Here is a 17061-nt window from a genome sequence, read left to right as displayed (position 1 = left end):
TTCGGGATTACACCCTATGTTTAATAGAACATAATTAATGGTTCATATCCGCCCATTGGCGCTCAAAATTTTTAAATGGGTCATCATCCTTATCAATGATTGTCACAACTGGGTCATCTGATTTTCCCCAGTGCTTATAAATCCAGTACAATCCAAACGCGGCTGCAATACCAATAACTGAATAAATATTAGATAGGGCAATACCAAGTACGATTAATCCGGCAATGATCCATCCTACTTTGCCTATAGTAGATGTACTTTTTATAAATTGCTTGAAAATAACATAAAGTAACCAAATGCTAACTCCCAATAAAACCATTGGACCAAGATTAATAAACAAAATCATTAACGCAATTAATCCTGCAATAAATAGCATGAATTTCTTCATATAAAATGCCTCCTTTCTTGATCTTACATTTATTGTACTAGCTATAATAAAATGAGGTAACGAGCCTAGGAAGTATTTTCATATAGGTCTTGAGACTTAGTATTGTTAGCTGTTTCACAAGAATTGTTAAGGTTTGTGAAACAGCATAGGGTTTTTATATTATATAGAGCACCTAGCGTATTTTTATAAAAGCAATCAAACATAAAGCTTGTTACTCACTCATAATGTCCATTCAACATGAAATAAAAAATTGCATAAGAAAAGATGTCATGCCCACCTCTTTTTAAGTAGTAGTTCATGACACCTTACGTGTAACAACATCTTTTTTTAAGTTCCTGTTATAAAATCTAGAAAAAAAATTCTTGGCTCTTTATGATCTGTTTCTACGGTGCCTTTCTTTTCCACCTTTCATTTCATTTAATTCCTTTTTACTTTTGTTTTTCTTCTTTTTATCTTTACTCATCTGTATGACCTCCTTTACAAACAGTGTTTGTCAAACACCAAAAAAAATGTATAAAAAGGTGAGCCATGCTGCAATATTCAACAAAAGTAATTGACTTATATGAAAATCCGATTTATAATATAATTTGTTGAATAAAATAATACATATGATTCCGTAGCTCAGCTGGGAGAGCGCTACCTTGACAGGGTAGAGGTCGTTGGTTCGAGCCCAATCGGAATCACTAACTAAAACCTTGTAGTATAGCGACTTCTAGCTTTTTATTAGAAGTCGCTATACCATTTTATTTTTTCATTCACATTGCCGATATGTTGATGCCGAACTCCTAAAACACAGTATTTCTTTTTTTTTAGTGTGGCCTATTGTTTCTTAGTGGTGTCAGATCACCCCCCCTTCATAATGTTTCATACAGAAAAATTACATAGCAAATTCATTACTCCATTTTACATTAACCTGATTTCGCTATAAATTATAGACTGAAGAGGTGATACCAAATGAATAAAATTGTTAGTGAAGATATTTATAAAATTATTGATAAGGAACGTATTAAGTCTGCATTAGATAATGGTAATCTTAATGAGGCAACAATCTTACTAAAATATTCGTCATTATCAAGACAAGAATTTGATAATATACTACTAAATCATCCTTCTGCTAATAAAAGGTCGTATGACGATATTTGGGTACAAATTTTAGATTTAATATCTATCAAGGTTTCTGTTCCCCAATATAATACATGGTTTGTACATACAAATGGGATAATTAATGAAGATACATTGATAGTTTTTTGTAAAAATGAATTTCAACGTTATTTTCTAGTGGATCAATATCAGGAATTTATTGAGGCTACTGTAGAGGAAGTAACAGGTATTAAATATAGAGTAATTTTTGAAACGGAGTAGCATACTTCGGTTAATTCTTTAGCATAATAATTCTAGTAATATAAATAGAAAAGACCATGTATACGACTTTTAAGATGTATCATGGTCTTATTTTTCATTTCATTGCTCCTTCTTGCTTCTTCTCTTGTTTTGTACTTATTCTCCTTGAATTTTTTACCCGATTGTGTAAAGTGTGTTTTGAAATATTTAACTCACGAGCTACATCAGCATCCGCTTTCCAGCCGTCACTATGCGTACTGCATCAAGTTTACATTCACAATCGCCACTTCCTCTTTTCATGTTAGGACACTGCTAATTAATAAAGTGTTATAAATATTATCAACTAGTTTTTTCAATTTACTATGTCCATTTTTATACTAACATCGGAATGATTAACTAAAAGAGCCCGTAACCCCTTAATCTAAGAAGATGCAGGCTCTTTTTATTTGGAAAGCGGATGAGGGAAATTAGGCTTTGACTAAACTTTTCGCCCCCTCCCTCTCCGCTTATTTCCTATCCCAAAACCGTTGCTGTGCGATTGCAGAAACAAACTCATTTCCAAAGTTAGCATTGTTTTTGGTATAAATTACTCCTGGTGAAGTGCCGATGCCCAATGTTTGCATATACGGCTCTCCTGTTGTTGCAACACCTATTGGTTTATAATGTTCATATGCTACTCTAATATATTTGCTTATGTCAGTCTTAAATTTCGCCTCATTTTTAGGACTCCCTCCGACAACATAAAGAGTATCAAGTAAATAAGGGCTTGATGTGAGAAATGTTGCATCAACTTTTAAATTAACACCGTTATCACCTGTAACCGTACCAAGTGTTTCACTTATGATTACAAAAAATACACCATATTCTTGTAGTAAATTGAGTAGATTCGTAACCTCATTTCCGTTAAACCCATTGCTAATCAGTACACCTACCTTTAATGAATATGCATATTTAGGCGTATGATACTGACTAAGGGAAGGGTAGCTTGTAGAAACAGGTACATGGCTACCTGTTGGTCGGGCTACACCGATATTGTCTGCCACAATACATGCCAGTTCCTTATCTACTTTAACTAGTAAATTAACATTTTGCTGACGAACAGACTCACTTTTTACTTTTCCAAGTTGATAGCTAAATCCTTCAATTGTATGTTGCCTTTCTATAGGTGTCATACTATTCCAGAATATTCTTGGTTGAGAAAAGTAATCTTTAAACGAATCACTTCTCGCACGTATAACGTGTCCTTCGACCTTTTTTGGATAAGATGCATAGCCGCCTTCTTCTGGAGGTGTTGTGAATGGGGTGTTATTTGCTAGAGAATTTTCATGATAGTTTACGTTATCTACATCAATACGCTGCCTCATATAGCCTCGTCGCTGATTATTATGAAATGGACAGAGTGGTCGATTAATTGGTAATTCTACATAATTAGCACTACCAAGTCGATGTTGTTGTGTATCCCGATATGCCATTAATCTTCCTTGTAGTACAGGGTCATTGGAAAAGTCAATCCCAGGGACGACATTCGCAGGGTTAAATGCAACTTGTTCTGATTCTGTAAAGTAATTTTTAATATTTTTATTTAGTGTTAACTTACCAATAATTTGAACCGGTATAAGTTCTTCAGGCCAAAACTTTGATGGGTCAAGCACATCGAAGTCGTATTTAAATTCATCCTCCATCGAAATTAACTGCACCCCTAGTTCATACTCAGGGTAAGCACCTTTTTCAATCGCTTCTCGCAAATCTCTCCTGTGAAAGTCTGGATCAAGTCCCCCAATCTTTAGTGCTTCATCCTGAAGTAACGAATGGACACCTAAAAGCGGTTTCCATACAAATCTAACAAAGGTTGCTACACCTTTTTCGTTAACAAATAGATACGTATTAATGGACCATGATTCCATCATCCGATAACTTCTTATAATGCCTCGATCAGACATTATCCACTGTACCATATGAAGAGATTCTGGATTATTGGCTACATAGTCCCAGAACCGATCATGTGCACCAGACGCTGTTGGTATATCATCACTTTGTTTTGATTGGTACGCGTGCATTGCATCGGGGAATTTCATCGCATCTTGATTAATTAAAACAGGCATCGCAATCGTTGTTAAATCGTAATTACCTTCTTCTGTAAACAACTTGACACCCTTACAACGTAAATCTCTTGCAGTATCATAGGAACCTTTAGGACCTTGAACAGTAGAAAAGCGAACAGTTACAGGTGTCCTTTTACCAGGTTCTTGTAAAAATCCTGCCTTCGTTACTTGCCGCATCGATTGATAACATTCAAATTCTCCATGGGCACTGTAACCCCGAGCGTGAACGACCCTTTCTGGTATTTCTTCATGATTAAAGTGGGACATTTTTTCAAAAAACTCATAGTCTTGGCGTAACGTAGGACCGCGAATGCCAGCTTTTAATTGATCCTGGTCTTGTGAAATCTTTTTCCCTTCCTGTGTCGTCATTGGTTTTCCTTTGTTTTGTACACGGAATTGGTCAAGTTGCGCTTGTTTCAAATTCTGGCCAGTAGGCTTTTGGTTTCTTGATGACTTCTTATCCAATGTAATCACCCATCCCAAGGTATTATTTTTTATTCCATTTATATACCTATGCATTTAATCTGGACTTATAACAGTTTTCGTTCTATTTATGTGTGTTTTGTCATCAATTCTTCTTAAATTAGGAAGTTGCAGTATGGTTGTGTTACCTGAAAATATCAAAAGGTTCATTTTTATACGACAGTCCCTTCTGATGATCAGTTGAACGAGCTGTGCTTTTACTCCCGAAAAGTAAAAAGAAATATACATAAGCTATATATATTTCCACTCCCGAAATAAAAACATGGATTTGCAGAATATTTTCTATTATACTTATTATTAATGTTAAATAGAAATCGTATATGGAGGTCATCTGTGAAAAACATTTTATCCTTTTTAAAACCTTATAAAATTTCGATCATCATCGCCTATTGTTTAATGCTTACTGAACTAGTTATTGAACTCTTGCTCCCATTCTTTCTCGGTAAAATGATAGATTCTGGTGTAATGCATGAAGACCTAAATAACATTATCATGTGGGGAAGTATTATGATTGGGTTGGCATTTGTTTCTTTTATATGCGGTATCGTGAACTCATTTTATGCCTCTCACACAAGTCTGGGATTTTCCTATGATATTCGCAAAAAACTGTTTGCCAAGGTGCAAGCTTTTTCATTTGCAAACTTAAATGAATACCCTACATCTGGCCTTGTCACTCGATTTACAAATGATGTTCGACAAATTCAAAATACTGTTTTCATGGCTTTAAGAATTATGTCACGCGCTCCATTGCTTGTACTAGGTGGGGTGATCATGGCGTTTGTTGTAAATGCACGACTTGCCCTTATTTTTCTCATTACAGTCCCGCTACTAGTTGGCTTTATTTTATGGGTATTAAAAAAAGCATCCAAATTATTTAATTTACTGCAACAAAAAGTTGATAATGTAAACCGGGTCATGCAAGAAAACTTGGCGGGTATGCGTTTAATTAAAGCGTTTATGAGAAGGAAACATGAAAAGTCTCGTTTCCATCAAACAAATAAAGATTTGGCAGATGTAACAAGATTTACGTTTCGATTTGTTGAATCCTCCATGCCTATATTACTTTTCGTCATGAATTTAAGTTTAATTTTTATTTTATGGTTTGGAAATATGCAATCTATTGCAGGTACGACTGAAGTCGGAGATGTTGTAGCAATTGTAAACTATGCGATGCGTGTAGCAATGGCAATTTCCATGTTTACCTTTATCATTATGGCGTTTTCTCGTGCAAAAGCATCGGCAGACCGATTAAATGAAGTATTGGTTGCAGAAGTAGATTTAATTGATCGAGAAGATGCAAATGATATGTCTACTATTAAACAAGGTAAGGTTGATTTTCAACATGTTACATTTACCTATCCAGGTTCAGAAGAAGTTATTCTCCGTAATGTAACCTTTTCAATCAAACCGAAAGAAAAACTAGCAATTATTGGTGCAACTGGTTCAGGAAAGACTTCCTTGTTTCAGTTAATACCTCGGCTTTATGATACGTCAGATGGCAAAATTACAATTGATGATCGCCCTATTACACAATATAAACTAGATGCTTTACGAAAGAGTATTGGTTATGTCCCACAAAGTCCGCTACTATTTAGCGGAAGTATCGCCGATAATATCGCTTGGGGGAAGAACAATGCCTCAATGAATGAAATTGTGCAAGCAGCAAAAGATGCGCAAATTCACGAGACAATTGTCGGATTACCTGACCAATATGAAACAAAAATTGGGCAACGCGGCGTCAACCTTTCCGGTGGTCAAAAGCAAAGACTCTCGATAGCACGGGCACTCATTCGACATCCAAAGATTTTAATGCTTGATGACAGCACAAGTGCATTGGATTTGACTACTGAAGCAAGACTACTCCAAGCGATGGCTAAATATGAAACAACGACATTAATCATTACACAAAAAATATCTACTGCAATGAACAGTGATCGTATTTTATTGTTAGAACGCGGCAAATTACTTGCAATTGGTACTCATGCGGAGTTATTACAAAGCTCAGAACTATATAAAAAAATTGTAGTTTCTCAATTTGGAAAGGAGTATTCACATGCTACTTGATGAACTAAAACGTCCTTTTCAATACAAAAAGATAGCCTTAGATGATGTTTCATTACAAAAAAAGAAACGTGCTAAAAATACAACAGGAACGATAAAACGTATATGGGCATATTTAGCGAAAGAAAAAGGAAAGTTATCACTTGTGATTCTAATGGTCCTCATCAGTACTGTACTTGGATTAATGGGTCCATTTATGATTGGAATGGCAATTGATCATTACATTATAACAAAGGAAAGTTCTGGGCTTGGTATGCTACTCATTTGGCTTATTATTATTTTTCTTTTTAACTCATTAGCCATTTTTCTACAAAACTATTGGATGGTTGGCATCGCCCAAAACACTGTATATACGCTGCGTGAACAATTATTTCATCAGTTTCACCAACTGCCTATTTCCTATTTTGATAAAAGGCAGCACGGAGAATTGATGAGTCGTGTAACAAATGATATTGATAATGTTAATAACACGCTAAATCAATCAGTTATCCAAATTTTTTCAAGTGTACTTACTTTAGTTGGTACTGTTGCAGTCATGTTATATTTAAGCCCTTTACTTACAATCGTTACCATGTCCATTATCCCTATCATGTATATTGCGATGCGTTGGATTACAAAAAGAACTGGTCCTTTATACAAGTTACAACAACAAGATTTAGGTGAGTTAAATGGATATGTCGAGGAAATTGTTTCTGGGCAACATGTCGTCAAGACTTTTTCCCAAGAAGAACGTGTAATAGGAGAATTTGATGTTCGTAATGATCATTTAAAACTATCGGGTTTCTGGGCCATGACGATATCTGGATTTATACCGAAAGTAATGAACATGTTAAACTTCCTTAGTTTCGGACTAATTGCCCTTGTTGGTGGATTACTCGTTATATATAGCGACGGATTAGTAACCGTCGGGATAATCGTCATTTTTGCAGAGTATTCGCGACAATTTACACGTCCACTAAATGAATTATCGAACCAATTTAATATTTTATTATCAGCCGTGGCAGGAGCAGAGCGTGTTTTTGCCGTATTAGATGAAGAACAGGAAGAAACAGACGAAAAGGAAGCAGTAGATATACCAAACACGAATGGGAAGTTTGAATTTCATCATGTGTCATTTGCATATGAAAATGAGCTCATACTGAAAAACATCGATTTTACTGTAGATGCTGGAGAGTCTGTTGCCTTCGTTGGACATACTGGTGCAGGTAAAACAACCATTATTAATTTAATTTCCCGTTTTTATAATTATAATGACGGAGAAATCCTACTTGATGGAATTGATTTAAGGAAATGGAAACGTGGAAGTTTACGCTCCCATATGGCATTTGTTTTACAAGACTCTTTTTTATTTCATGATACAATTCGGGAAAATATTCGTTACGGCAAACTGGATGCAACAGATGATGAAGTTTTAATAGCAGCAAAAAATGCAAATGCACATGACTTTATTATGGAATTACCAAATGGATATGACACGGTGTTAGATCAATCTGGCAGTGGTATTAGCCAAGGACAAAAACAATTACTTGCAATTGCACGTGCATTTATTGCTAAACCATCCATTCTCATATTAGATGAAGCAACAAGTAATATCGACACGATTACCGAAGTGAAAATACAAGAAGCACTTGAGCAACTCATGAAAGGTAGAACTAGTTTTATTATTGCACACCGACTTAACACGATTCAAAAGGCAAATAAAATTATTTTATTAAAAAACGGGGAAATTCAAGAACAAGGTAACCACGAACAATTACTGCGTGCAAAAGGACAATATTATAATCTTTATCAAGAACAATTGAACGCTACGAAATAATACGATGTGTAGTGTTTATTGGGGTCAGACCCCTGATTTGGGGTTGACCCATTCTTTTCATTTCATTTGCATGATCTGTTCATCATGTAGCACGTGAAATCACATTTTTTTTGATATACTCAAAATAAAAAAGGCCGATTAAATTTGGACGTTAAGACTTATTAACAGCATGCTTTACATTGAAACTTCCTTCACTTTGGAATGTAGAAATGGTACGCTATCCATATAAAGTAAATGAGGGGTGTAAAGATGGCGAGAAAAGGAAAAACAATTGATCACGACATACAAAGTCGCTATTTAAACGAGAAAATTACATTACGAATCTATGAGCCGGAGTCTTTTTCGGAGCTCTATAAATACCACATATGTATCATGCAAGATGGTAATGATTATTTTCAATTAGGGCGTGTTGCTACATTTAGTGATCGCCTCCATGAAAAGGTGGAAATTGAAAATACAGTATTTGTAGGGATCCATTATCAAAATCGACAAGACCGTTGGAATAAATACCACCCTAACGGTAAACAAAATGAAGCATACATGAAGTTTCTTGTTCAGGAAGTAGTCCCGCTACTTGATACATTACTTCCTTCATATCATATGGGACAATCACGCGCCTTAATGGGAGATTCTTTAGCAGGTACACTTGCTCTGATGACTGCCATTCAATATCCACATACATTTGGAAAAGTGATTATGCAGTCACCATATGTAAACGAAACCGTTCTAAATGCAGTTAAGAATGCTACAAATCTTCAATCCATTGATATTTATCATACAATCGGAACAGCTGAAACTGCAGTAAAAACTTTGGAAGAAGATCAAGCAGACTTTTTAACGCCAAACCGAAAATTACAATCTTTACTTGCTGAAAAAGAAACGACATATACATATAAAGAATTTGAAGATGGATTACACACGTGGAAATATTGGCAAAATGATATGATAACCGCTCTAACGACAATGTTTAGCAATTAATTATTATATTTTTTATAAAACTTTCACATTTGCTATAAAATAATTTGTAATCTTTGTTATAATAAAGGATAAATTTACAAACTGAAAATGGATGTTTATATTCTTTCCTCGAATGATGAACATCCTTCAACTTCATTTAAAGCCCAAAACTTATCATTAATTAGGAGGTAATATTCGATGAATTATGGTATCGCAATTTTTCCAAGTAGAGAAATCCAAGATTTAGCAAATTCATATCGAAAACGATATGATAGCCGTTACAAGCTAATCCCACCTCACCTCACGTTGAAAGCAGCATTCCAGGCGGATGAAGCAGTAATTGACGAGCTTGTTCCAGAATTAAAAAAAATTGCCAATGAATTAAAGCCTTTTTCTATCAACATAGAAAAGGTAAGTTCCTTTGTCCCCTTATCTAATACGATATATTTAAAAGTGAACCCAATCGATGAACTAACATTGTTATATGAAAAGTTACACTCAGGTAAATTTCCAAAAGATAGTGAACATCCTTTTGTCCCTCACATTACAATTGGCCAGGACTTAAAAGATGACGAGTTCTCAGATATTTATGGCAGTCTTCGAATGGAAAAATTTAATTTATCAGATACGGTAGATCGTTTCCAACTGCTCTATCAATTAGGCAACGGTTCATGGACAGTACATGAGTCATTTGTTTTTGGTAATGAAAAACTATGATAATTAAAATTGCAAGAACAGAACAAGAAAAAAATGATGCTTTTCATGTCCGAATGACCGTTTTCGTTGAAGAACAGCATGTGCCTAAGGATATAGAACTAGATACATTTGATCAAACCGCCATTCATTTTATTGGGTATGAGAATAAAAATCCAATTGCAGCAAGTCGGCTAAGATTTGTTGATCATTATGGAAAACTAGAACGTATTTGTGTACTACAAACAAAACGCGGTAAATCATTTGGGAAACAAATGATTCAAAAAATGGAAGAAGAAATAATGAAACAAGGAGTTACACTTGCGAAATTAAATGCACAAGTACATGCTATCTCTTTTTATGAACAACTTGGCTATCAAGTCATTTCAGAAGAATTTATGGATGCAGGGATTCCACATGTTACGATGACAAAAACAATAAATAATTAAATCATAACCATCAGTATGCATATTGCACTATCTGGTGGTTTTTTCCATACATGAATACCTTTATCTTGGTAAGCATAAGCAATAGCTTAGGCAAGGATGGTGTTCTATGTGAAATATTTATTTATGTTCATAGATACAATTTTTAGCTTTATTGCTTTATTTATATTGACGAGATTACTTGGTAAGACTCAAATTTCCCAATTAACAGCGTTTGATTTTATTGCAGCAGTAGTTTTGGGTGAGCTCGTCGGGAATGCTTTATTTGATAAAAATGTTGGTGTCACCGAAATAGGCTTCATCATTATTCTTTGGGGTGGTTTACTTTATTTAGTAGAACTGATTGCACAAAAAAAGAAACGATCTCGTTATATATTAGAAGGCAAGCCAGCTTTAGTCATTCATAAAGGAAATATTATTTATGAAGTACTTAAAAAGAATAAACTTGATATTGATGAATTAAATCAATTGCTACGTCTAAAAGATGTCTTTTCCGTTAAGGAAGTAGAATATGCCGTATTTGAAACAAACGGAGAGTTATCCGTATTAAAGAAATCACCTTTTCAACCGACTACGAAGAGTGATTTAAATATTAAACCTTCCCCTGTTTACTTACCTACAACGCTTATATCTGACGGTGAAATTATTGAAGATAACCTAAAGGAAGCAAAATTGACAAGAAAATGGCTTGATGGTGAATTAAAAGTTCAAGGATTTGAAGATGTTGAAGAAGTCTTATATGCCGAATATACAGAAGGAGAAACACTGGTCGTCCACCCTTACACGAATAAAACTGAAAGGGAAATAGATTAACCGGGCATATCACCCGGTTATATTTTTTTATCAATATATATCCCTTTGTTTATTTTTTGCTCGGTAGTTAACATACGATTATAAAGTGAATATTCAGGTGTATTTTTATTCCATTTTTCATATTGCGCTGCAGCTATTATTTTAAATGGTCTTTCGATAAACATCGTCTTTCGTGCTTTCTTTATTTCCCTTACTTGATAATCAGCGTACTGTATATGATTCACTGGTAAAATATACCCCATCAGATCCACTCCCGTTTGTCTTTAACCTTTTGATTTCATTATAAACTATATTATTATTAATTTTCCATCTTTTTAATTAACTTATCCATCACTTTTTCTACTTCACTCATACTCTTTAGAAACTCTTCATTCCATGACGCCAATTCATTCTCAAATTCATACAACTTTTCCTCGGGTTTTTGAAAGAGCGATTCATTTTTTTCTAAATGCTTTGCAATAATATCCAATTGCCTCTTTAACGTGTTTTTCTGTGGCATTATCCTTACACTCCTATCCAATAACTTTCAATCCATTCGTTTATAATGAACCAACTAAGCTCACCTACACTTAAATGGATGAAGCAAAACTTCAATTCATTGGGATTGTCTCACTTCGCTCATTGTTAGCTAATCGAATCGGGCTATTACTGCAATTGATCCCTTTATCTTTCTATCAATTCCCCCTCGTATTTTTAGTACGAGTCTTATATCCAGTTAATCTGTGATAAAAAAAATGGCAGCTACTTACGCATAGCTGCATCCCCCTTTTATTTATATCCAAGAAAATGGTCGGTAATCTTTGTTATCTCCATCTTCATCATGGTTATCCTCTTCTGTATGTGCAACTTTACCATCGGAGATTTCTTCTCTTTGTAACGGTCGTCTTCCGAATAACGGCATACCCATCCTTGTTTCGCCGTCTTCCCGAGCATCCCGCAACCTCATTTGTTGATGTTCTCGTCGTTGCGGATGTTCACGAACAACTTCTACATGGTCTGCCTTAATAATGAGATTATCAACATGTAACACTTTTTTCTGCCCTTTTGACATACAATTATCACTCCTTCTCACTTTGAATCCATATTAGTCTATGTTCTATCCCTAATTTAGGTATGGACAAATGCCCTAATTTTGCTGGCTCTTTTTAGGTAAACATATTATACGCTTTCAAGTTACGAATCAGTGGCGGAATCTAAAAACATGAAATGAAAATGTCATCTAAATTGAAATGGAATCATAAGTGCTATAGAATACCACAAATAACTATCTAATTAAAATGTAATAAACTTTAATGGTTAACAAAAAGATAAACGTGTAATTTTTCAACGCCTGCCCACACCATATACCCTAAAGGACATATTCTAGTAGAGAATAAGGTATTAAATACAGAAAGGAGAATTCATTCATGGGTTGTGGATGTGAAAAGGGAGTTCATAGAGAAAATTGTGTAGTTGGTGTTATAGAGGAAATAATTGATGCACAAAATGACATTGTAGAAACTTGTTGTACAACGAGTTGTGAACAATCAATAAATGATTTACTAGGAGAGAATGAACCTGCTACTGGATTAGATACAGTCCCAATTATTTTGTACTGTAAAGATAGTTGCAAGCCGTTCCAAGGATATGGCGCCTTACCTGTAAATGGTCAAGATTTAGATGATATTGGTAAAATGAGATCTAGCTTTATTTTCCGCCCAAAAAAGATGTTAAACGACCACTGTGCCGTATTAGAATTAGTTATCTCCAAACATGATCATGATGAATGTAATTTTGAAAGTCCATGTTGTCAAAAGACGAAAAATCTTCGCGCTACAGGAATTTGTATCACAGTTGACCTAAATTGCTTCTGTCATGTGACGTGCTTACCAGCAGTATCATTGTTTAATAACTAATAACGTATAATAATGTGACAATTTAGGAAAGGGGAACCACCACCTTCCCCTTTCTTTTACATATTTTTTAATGTCTTTTAATACTTCGCAATCCAAGCAAACGAATATCCTCCACTTCGTCCGCATGTAGTGTCTGCTTTTTCCTGCCTTCATGGACTTGTATAACGTTATCTTGATATGCTGATATAATACCCCGAATCGTTCTTTTATTTATCGTTTTGATTTCACAACGTAACTTTGGCAAATAAAGCGAATCCTTTGCCAAATATACCAACTTTTCATGTAATGACATATCTTTAAATGCAACTTGTTTCGTATTTTCCTGATTGTCTGTTGTTTTATTGATGTCATCTTTTGAGTCTGTTTTTTCCTGCTTTTCTTCGTCTTCTCCAACAACTTCTTTCTCCTCGGTTTTAAATGGATCCAAGCCATCACGTTCTAACCTAGCAAGCTGCGCCCTTCTTCGATCCGTTATCTTTTTTAGTGCTGGAGACTGAATGGTTGATATTTCTCCCTTATTTTCTTCGATATTTTCCTCGATATTTCCCTCGATATTTTTTTCTCCCGCTTTCGATGTCATGTAATCATGCTGCATACGGGCTTTCGGTATCGTAATATGAGGTTGCTGAATATACATTAACGGTTCATGAGCAAATGGTTTTTTTCCCATATGTTTCTCTCCCTTGCATTTCATCATCACCACAGTATATGAACTCCCCTTGTCTTTTGTGTGTTAGTCTAGTTTTTCTATAAAAAAAAGCTAGGACATAAGGTTCTATCCCTTGTCCCAGCTATTTTTATTGCCTTATTCCAACAGTAGATTCATAAAGGCAGTTGCCATTCCAAAGTAAATTAATACGGAAATAATATCATTTATCGTCGTAATAAATGGACCTGACGCTACAGCCGGATCAATATTTAATTTATCCATAACAATTGGGATTAACGAGCCAGCTAAAGTAGCGATGGTTAACGTTGTTACTAATGTAACACCTACTAAAACTCCGAGGAAAAATTGCCCTTTCCATAAAAAGATAACGAGAAAGATGGTTACTCCGCAAACAGTTCCAGTTATTAAACCAGTTCCTGCCTCTTTCAACATTAATTTAACTTTCCCACCTTTTCCGTATTCACCTGTTGCAAGCCCACGAACTGCAACAGCAAGTGCCTGTGTTCCCGTGTTCCCAGCCATACCAGCTAAAACAGGAATAAAAGCAGCTAGAAGCGCAACCTTTGAGATTGTTTCTTCAAATTGATCAATTAAACTTGCTGTAAATAACCCTAAAAATAAGAGAATAATAAGCCAAGGCAAACGTTTTTTTGCTGCTATAAATGGATTATCATCATGATGGTCTACGTCTGCTACAGCAGCAAACTTGGAATAGTCATCACTTGCTTCTTCATCCATTACATCTAAAATATCGTCTACAGTAATAATTCCAAGTAAATGTTTTTGGAAATCTACAACAGGCAAAGCAAGAAAATCATAATCTCGAATCATTTGGGCGACTTCTTCCTGGTCTTTCCCAACAGACACATAGACAACTTTTTCTCCCATAATTTCTTCAATTCGCTTATGATCTTCCGCAACAATCAAATCACGTAATGATAAAACACCTACCAAATGCTTTTCTTCATCAACTACATACAAATAATAAATCGTTTCCGCCTCAGGTGCTTCTTCACGAAGCTGTTGCATCGTCTCTTTTACAGTCTGAGATTTATTAATTGCGACAAATTCCGTCGTCATAATACTCCCAGCGGTTTTTTCCTCATAATGTAATAATTGCTTAATTTCATTTGCGGCTTCTTTATTCATAATGGTTAAAAAGCTGGCTACTTTTTCTTTTTCCATTTCATTTAATATGTCTACCGCATCATCAGTCGCCATTTCTGCTAAAACAGATGAGGCAAAACGTGGATCCATTTCCGTGAAAAATGGTTCAATATCCGGCAGCTCAATATGCTCCATTACGCCAGCGATTTCCGTGGGTGACAAATACGCATATATACGCATTCTGCTATTTTCCGATCGTTCCATAAAATAAAGCGCCTGATCATAGGGGTGCATATCTAAAAATCCATCTCGGAATGCTGTAATATTCTCTTGATCTAACGCTGTTGTAATTTCTATAATATGTTCTTCACGAGTATTTTCCATCTTCATGCCTCCCTGCGCTCTTCACAATATGTATCATTTATATCATATTCCCATATAATTTGGTAGAAAAACCTATTCTCATCCCGTCTTTACGAATTTTCTATTTTTAGTTACTGTCGTATTTTTTGTAAGTCATTTTAGCGATTTTATATCCCGCTTTTAAAATTTGGCAAACATGTCATACTATACACATAACCTATTATGTATAAGGATGATTTTTATGAAAATTGATGTTATAGGCGATATTCATGGATGTTACGATGAATTATGTTCTCTTTTTGAAATGCTTGGATATCGTTATGAAGCTAATATGAAAACTTATATCCATCCCGATAACAGAATTCCTATCTTTCTAGGTGACTTAACAGATCGTGGCCCACATTCGCTTCTTGTCATCGAACTTGTGTATCATATGACCATAAAACAGAAGGTTGCAAAATATGTACCTGGCAACCATTGCAACAAGCTGTACCGCTATTTTATTGGGCGCAATGTAAAACAGCAACATGGGCTTGAAACAACGGTAGCAGAACTAAAAGCACTTCCTAAAAAAGAACAGGAGAAGATTGCCCAAAAGTTTATTCACCTATATGAACACGCCCCCTTATACCTACAATTGCCAGAGCTCCAAGTAATTATCGCACATGCTGGAATCAAGGAATCTTTAATTGGACGCCATGATAAAAAAGCTGAAACATTCGTTCTTTATGGAGATATAACTGGTGAATTTGATATTTCCGGAAGACCCGTACGTAGAGATTGGGCTAAACATTATCAAGGAGAAGACTGGATTATTTATGGACATACTCCTGTATTAAAGCCACGCACAATCAACCATACAATCAACATAGATACAGGTTGCGTTTTTGGTAACGCATTAACTGCTTTTCGCTTTCCTGAAAAGCAAACAGTTTCTGTCCCATCACAACAACCATTTCAAGAGAACCACTTTCGGTCATTTACTGATTCTGAATAAGTCGTTGCATATCTTTTGGTAAAGTAGAATGGAACACCATTTCTCTATTTGTAAATGGATGAATAAATGATAATTGTGAACAATGAAGTGCTTGCCTATTCAACAATGCTTGTGATCCTCCATATAAATCATCACCAATTAAAGGATGTCCAAGCCAAGAGAAATGAACTCTAATTTGATGCGTTCTACCTGTTTCCAGGCTTACTCGCACAACGGATAATTGTTCTTTCTCTTCTAGCACTTCATAATGTGTTATCGCTTGTTGTCCATCTAGACAAACTGTTCGTTCAATAATAGAATCTGCTTTTCTACCAATTTTTGCATCAATGGTACCGATTTTCTTTGTTAATATTCCTTCTGTTAAGGCGGTATATGTTCGATTTATCTTCCTAGCCTTTTGCGATGCAGCTAATAAGGAATGACTATAACGATGTTTAGCTACTAATAGCAAACCAGATGTATCACGATCAAGTCTTGTTACAATGTGAACGGTATATGGAATATGGTATTTCTCATAATGGGCTAGTATGCCATTTGCAATCGAATCATTTGAATGATATAAGGATGGTATTGTTGTGACACCTGCCTGTTTATCGATAATTAATACCGCATCATCTTCATATACGATGTTCAATTGGATAGGTGAAGCCTTTAAATTCCCCTTCTTTTCTGGAGGAAATGTGATACTTAATGTGTCTCCTACAGTTAATCTGTCTCCAACTGTACATTGGCAACCATTCACAAAAATTTCTCCTCCATCAAACTTAATTGCTTTCACAATACGTCTTGAAAAGGACTTTTCTTCACGTAAATAATCAACAATTCGTTTTCCATTGGCACTATCTTCTATGATCCATTCCATTTCAAGTCACCTTCACTATACTTTCTAATGATTGATTCAATCATTTACGTTCGGCATTTTAAATAAA

Annotated in this window: 17 protein-coding genes and 1 tRNA gene; 10 read left to right on the top strand and 8 right to left on the bottom strand. The window is 35.1% G+C overall.

The window, feature by feature from the left end; genetic code table 11:
• Nucleotides 1-34: 34 nt before the first annotated feature.
• On the bottom strand, nt 35-388 hold the full coding sequence (locus ACFFIS_RS08410) for a lmo0954 family membrane protein (RefSeq protein ID WP_320378703.1): 354 nt from the start codon (nt 386-388) through the stop codon (nt 35-37).
• Between the two features lie 610 nt (nt 389-998).
• Here ACFFIS_RS08410 and ACFFIS_RS08405 point away from each other — a divergent pair.
• A tRNA-Val gene (locus ACFFIS_RS08405) sits at nt 999-1071 on the top strand.
• Nucleotides 1072-1342: 271 nt separating this feature from the next.
• The gene (locus ACFFIS_RS08400) at nt 1343-1750 is read left to right on the top strand and encodes a DnaA N-terminal domain-containing protein (RefSeq protein WP_320378702.1); all 408 of its coding nucleotides are present in this window, start codon (nt 1343-1345) and stop codon (nt 1748-1750) included.
• A gap of 485 nt (nt 1751-2235) precedes the next feature.
• Here ACFFIS_RS08400 and ACFFIS_RS08395 read toward each other — a convergent pair whose 3' ends face one another.
• Nucleotides 2236-4296: a catalase gene (locus tag ACFFIS_RS08395; protein ID WP_390186961.1), complete on the bottom strand. Its 2061-nt coding sequence runs from the start codon at nt 4294-4296 to the stop codon at nt 2236-2238.
• A gap of 351 nt (nt 4297-4647) precedes the next feature.
• Here ACFFIS_RS08395 and ACFFIS_RS08390 point away from each other — a divergent pair, with 351 nt between their 5' ends.
• The 6 genes from ACFFIS_RS08390 to ACFFIS_RS08365 all read left to right on the top strand — a co-directional run bounded on the left by ACFFIS_RS08390 (nt 4648) and on the right by ACFFIS_RS08365 (nt 11100).
• Entirely contained in the window at nt 4648-6378 is a 1731-nt protein-coding gene (locus tag ACFFIS_RS08390) for an ABC transporter ATP-binding protein (RefSeq protein WP_390186960.1), read from the top strand.
• Nucleotides 6368-8191 carry an ABC transporter ATP-binding protein gene (locus ACFFIS_RS08385; RefSeq protein ID WP_390186959.1) on the top strand — a complete coding sequence of 608 codons (1824 nt, stop codon included), beginning with the start codon at nt 6368-6370 and terminating at the stop codon, nt 8189-8191. Before ACFFIS_RS08390 ends, ACFFIS_RS08385 begins: the two co-directional genes overlap by 11 nt.
• Before the next feature lie 249 nt (nt 8192-8440).
• Complete coding sequence (locus ACFFIS_RS08380; protein ID WP_390186958.1) at nt 8441-9169, top strand: alpha/beta hydrolase; 729 nt, start codon at nt 8441-8443, stop codon at nt 9167-9169.
• 177 nt (nt 9170-9346) lie between these two features.
• Entirely contained in the window at nt 9347-9865 is a 519-nt protein-coding gene (locus ACFFIS_RS08375) for a YjcG family protein (protein ID WP_320378701.1), read from the top strand.
• On the top strand, nt 9862-10290 hold the full coding sequence (locus tag ACFFIS_RS08370) for a GNAT family N-acetyltransferase (RefSeq protein WP_320378700.1): 429 nt from the start codon (nt 9862-9864) through the stop codon (nt 10288-10290). The genes ACFFIS_RS08375 and ACFFIS_RS08370 overlap by 4 nt, the downstream gene beginning before the upstream one ends.
• A 108-nt stretch (nt 10291-10398) precedes the next feature.
• The gene (locus tag ACFFIS_RS08365; protein WP_320378699.1) at nt 10399-11100 is read left to right on the top strand and encodes a DUF421 domain-containing protein; all 702 of its coding nucleotides are present in this window, start codon (nt 10399-10401) and stop codon (nt 11098-11100) included.
• 17 nt (nt 11101-11117) lie between these two features.
• Here ACFFIS_RS08365 and ACFFIS_RS08360 read toward each other — a convergent pair whose 3' ends face one another.
• The 3 genes from ACFFIS_RS08360 to ACFFIS_RS08350 all read right to left on the bottom strand — a co-directional run bounded on the left by ACFFIS_RS08360 (nt 11118) and on the right by ACFFIS_RS08350 (nt 12151).
• Nucleotides 11118-11342 (bottom strand): hypothetical protein, encoded by a 225-nt coding sequence (locus tag ACFFIS_RS08360; protein ID WP_320378698.1) that lies wholly within the window; start codon nt 11340-11342, stop codon nt 11118-11120.
• A 56-nt stretch (nt 11343-11398) separates the two neighbouring features.
• Nucleotides 11399-11599: a hypothetical protein gene (locus ACFFIS_RS08355; RefSeq protein WP_320378697.1), complete on the bottom strand. Its 201-nt coding sequence runs from the start codon at nt 11597-11599 to the stop codon at nt 11399-11401.
• 273 nt (nt 11600-11872) lie between these two features.
• Nucleotides 11873-12151, bottom strand: a complete 279-nt coding sequence (locus ACFFIS_RS08350; RefSeq protein WP_390186955.1) for a hypothetical protein — start codon at nt 12149-12151, stop codon at nt 11873-11875.
• 355 nt (nt 12152-12506) lie between these two features.
• Between ACFFIS_RS08350 and ACFFIS_RS08345 the strand changes: the two genes are divergently transcribed.
• Nucleotides 12507-12995, top strand: a complete 489-nt coding sequence (locus tag ACFFIS_RS08345) for a CotY/CotZ family spore coat protein (protein WP_320378695.1) — start codon at nt 12507-12509, stop codon at nt 12993-12995.
• Between the two features lie 67 nt (nt 12996-13062).
• Here the strand turns inward: ACFFIS_RS08345 and ACFFIS_RS08340 are convergent, their stop codons facing one another.
• Together ACFFIS_RS08340 and mgtE are read right to left on the bottom strand one after the other, a co-directional pair.
• Nucleotides 13063-13665, bottom strand: coding sequence for a CotO family spore coat protein (locus ACFFIS_RS08340; RefSeq protein ID WP_390186954.1), 603 nt, complete (start codon nt 13663-13665; stop codon nt 13063-13065).
• A gap of 135 nt (nt 13666-13800) precedes the next feature.
• Nucleotides 13801-15156: a magnesium transporter gene (mgtE, locus tag ACFFIS_RS08335; RefSeq protein ID WP_390186953.1), complete on the bottom strand. Its 1356-nt coding sequence runs from the start codon at nt 15154-15156 to the stop codon at nt 13801-13803.
• A 220-nt stretch (nt 15157-15376) separates the two neighbouring features.
• On the opposite strand from mgtE, the gene prpE reads away from it, so the two are divergent.
• The gene (prpE, locus tag ACFFIS_RS08330; RefSeq protein WP_320378693.1) at nt 15377-16132 is read left to right on the top strand and encodes a bis(5'-nucleosyl)-tetraphosphatase PrpE; all 756 of its coding nucleotides are present in this window, start codon (nt 15377-15379) and stop codon (nt 16130-16132) included.
• On the opposite strand, the gene ACFFIS_RS08325 is transcribed toward prpE, so the two are convergent.
• The gene (locus ACFFIS_RS08325; RefSeq protein WP_390186951.1) at nt 16116-16994 is read right to left on the bottom strand and encodes an RluA family pseudouridine synthase; all 879 of its coding nucleotides are present in this window, start codon (nt 16992-16994) and stop codon (nt 16116-16118) included. The genes prpE and ACFFIS_RS08325 overlap by 17 nt on opposite strands.
• Nucleotides 16995-17061: the final 67 nt, after the last annotated feature.

It is taken from the genome of Paracerasibacillus soli, assembly GCF_042432965.1.
GTDB lineage: Bacteria > Bacillota > Bacilli > Bacillales > Amphibacillaceae > Paracerasibacillus > Paracerasibacillus soli.
The sequence above is the reverse complement of the archived record's forward strand: the minus strand, read 5'-3'. Positions and strand labels throughout refer to the sequence as shown.

Coding starts and splice junctions, on each gene's coding strand:
- ACFFIS_RS08410 (WP_320378703.1), bottom strand. CDS start 388: ATGAAGAAATTCATGCTATTTATTGCAGGATTAATTGCGTTAATGATT.
- ACFFIS_RS08325 (WP_390186951.1), bottom strand. CDS start 16,994: ATGGAATGGATCATAGAAGATAGTGCCAATGGAAAACGAATTGTTGAT.
- ACFFIS_RS08400 (WP_320378702.1), top strand. CDS start 1,343: ATGAATAAAATTGTTAGTGAAGATATTTATAAAATTATTGATAAGGAA.
- prpE (WP_320378693.1), top strand. CDS start 15,377: ATGAAAATTGATGTTATAGGCGATATTCATGGATGTTACGATGAATTA.
- ACFFIS_RS08385 (WP_390186959.1), top strand. CDS start 6,368: ATGCTACTTGATGAACTAAAACGTCCTTTTCAATACAAAAAGATAGCC.
- ACFFIS_RS08360 (WP_320378698.1), bottom strand. CDS start 11,342: ATGGGGTATATTTTACCAGTGAATCATATACAGTACGCTGATTATCAA.
- ACFFIS_RS08350 (WP_390186955.1), bottom strand. CDS start 12,151: ATGTCAAAAGGGCAGAAAAAAGTGTTACATGTTGATAATCTCATTATT.
- ACFFIS_RS08355 (WP_320378697.1), bottom strand. CDS start 11,599: ATGCCACAGAAAAACACGTTAAAGAGGCAATTGGATATTATTGCAAAG.
- ACFFIS_RS08340 (WP_390186954.1), bottom strand. CDS start 13,665: ATGGGAAAAAAACCATTTGCTCATGAACCGTTAATGTATATTCAGCAA.
- ACFFIS_RS08380 (WP_390186958.1), top strand. CDS start 8,441: ATGGCGAGAAAAGGAAAAACAATTGATCACGACATACAAAGTCGCTAT.
- ACFFIS_RS08345 (WP_320378695.1), top strand. CDS start 12,507: ATGGGTTGTGGATGTGAAAAGGGAGTTCATAGAGAAAATTGTGTAGTT.
- mgtE (WP_390186953.1), bottom strand. CDS start 15,156: ATGGAAAATACTCGTGAAGAACATATTATAGAAATTACAACAGCGTTA.
- ACFFIS_RS08375 (WP_320378701.1), top strand. CDS start 9,347: ATGAATTATGGTATCGCAATTTTTCCAAGTAGAGAAATCCAAGATTTA.
- ACFFIS_RS08370 (WP_320378700.1), top strand. CDS start 9,862: ATGATAATTAAAATTGCAAGAACAGAACAAGAAAAAAATGATGCTTTT.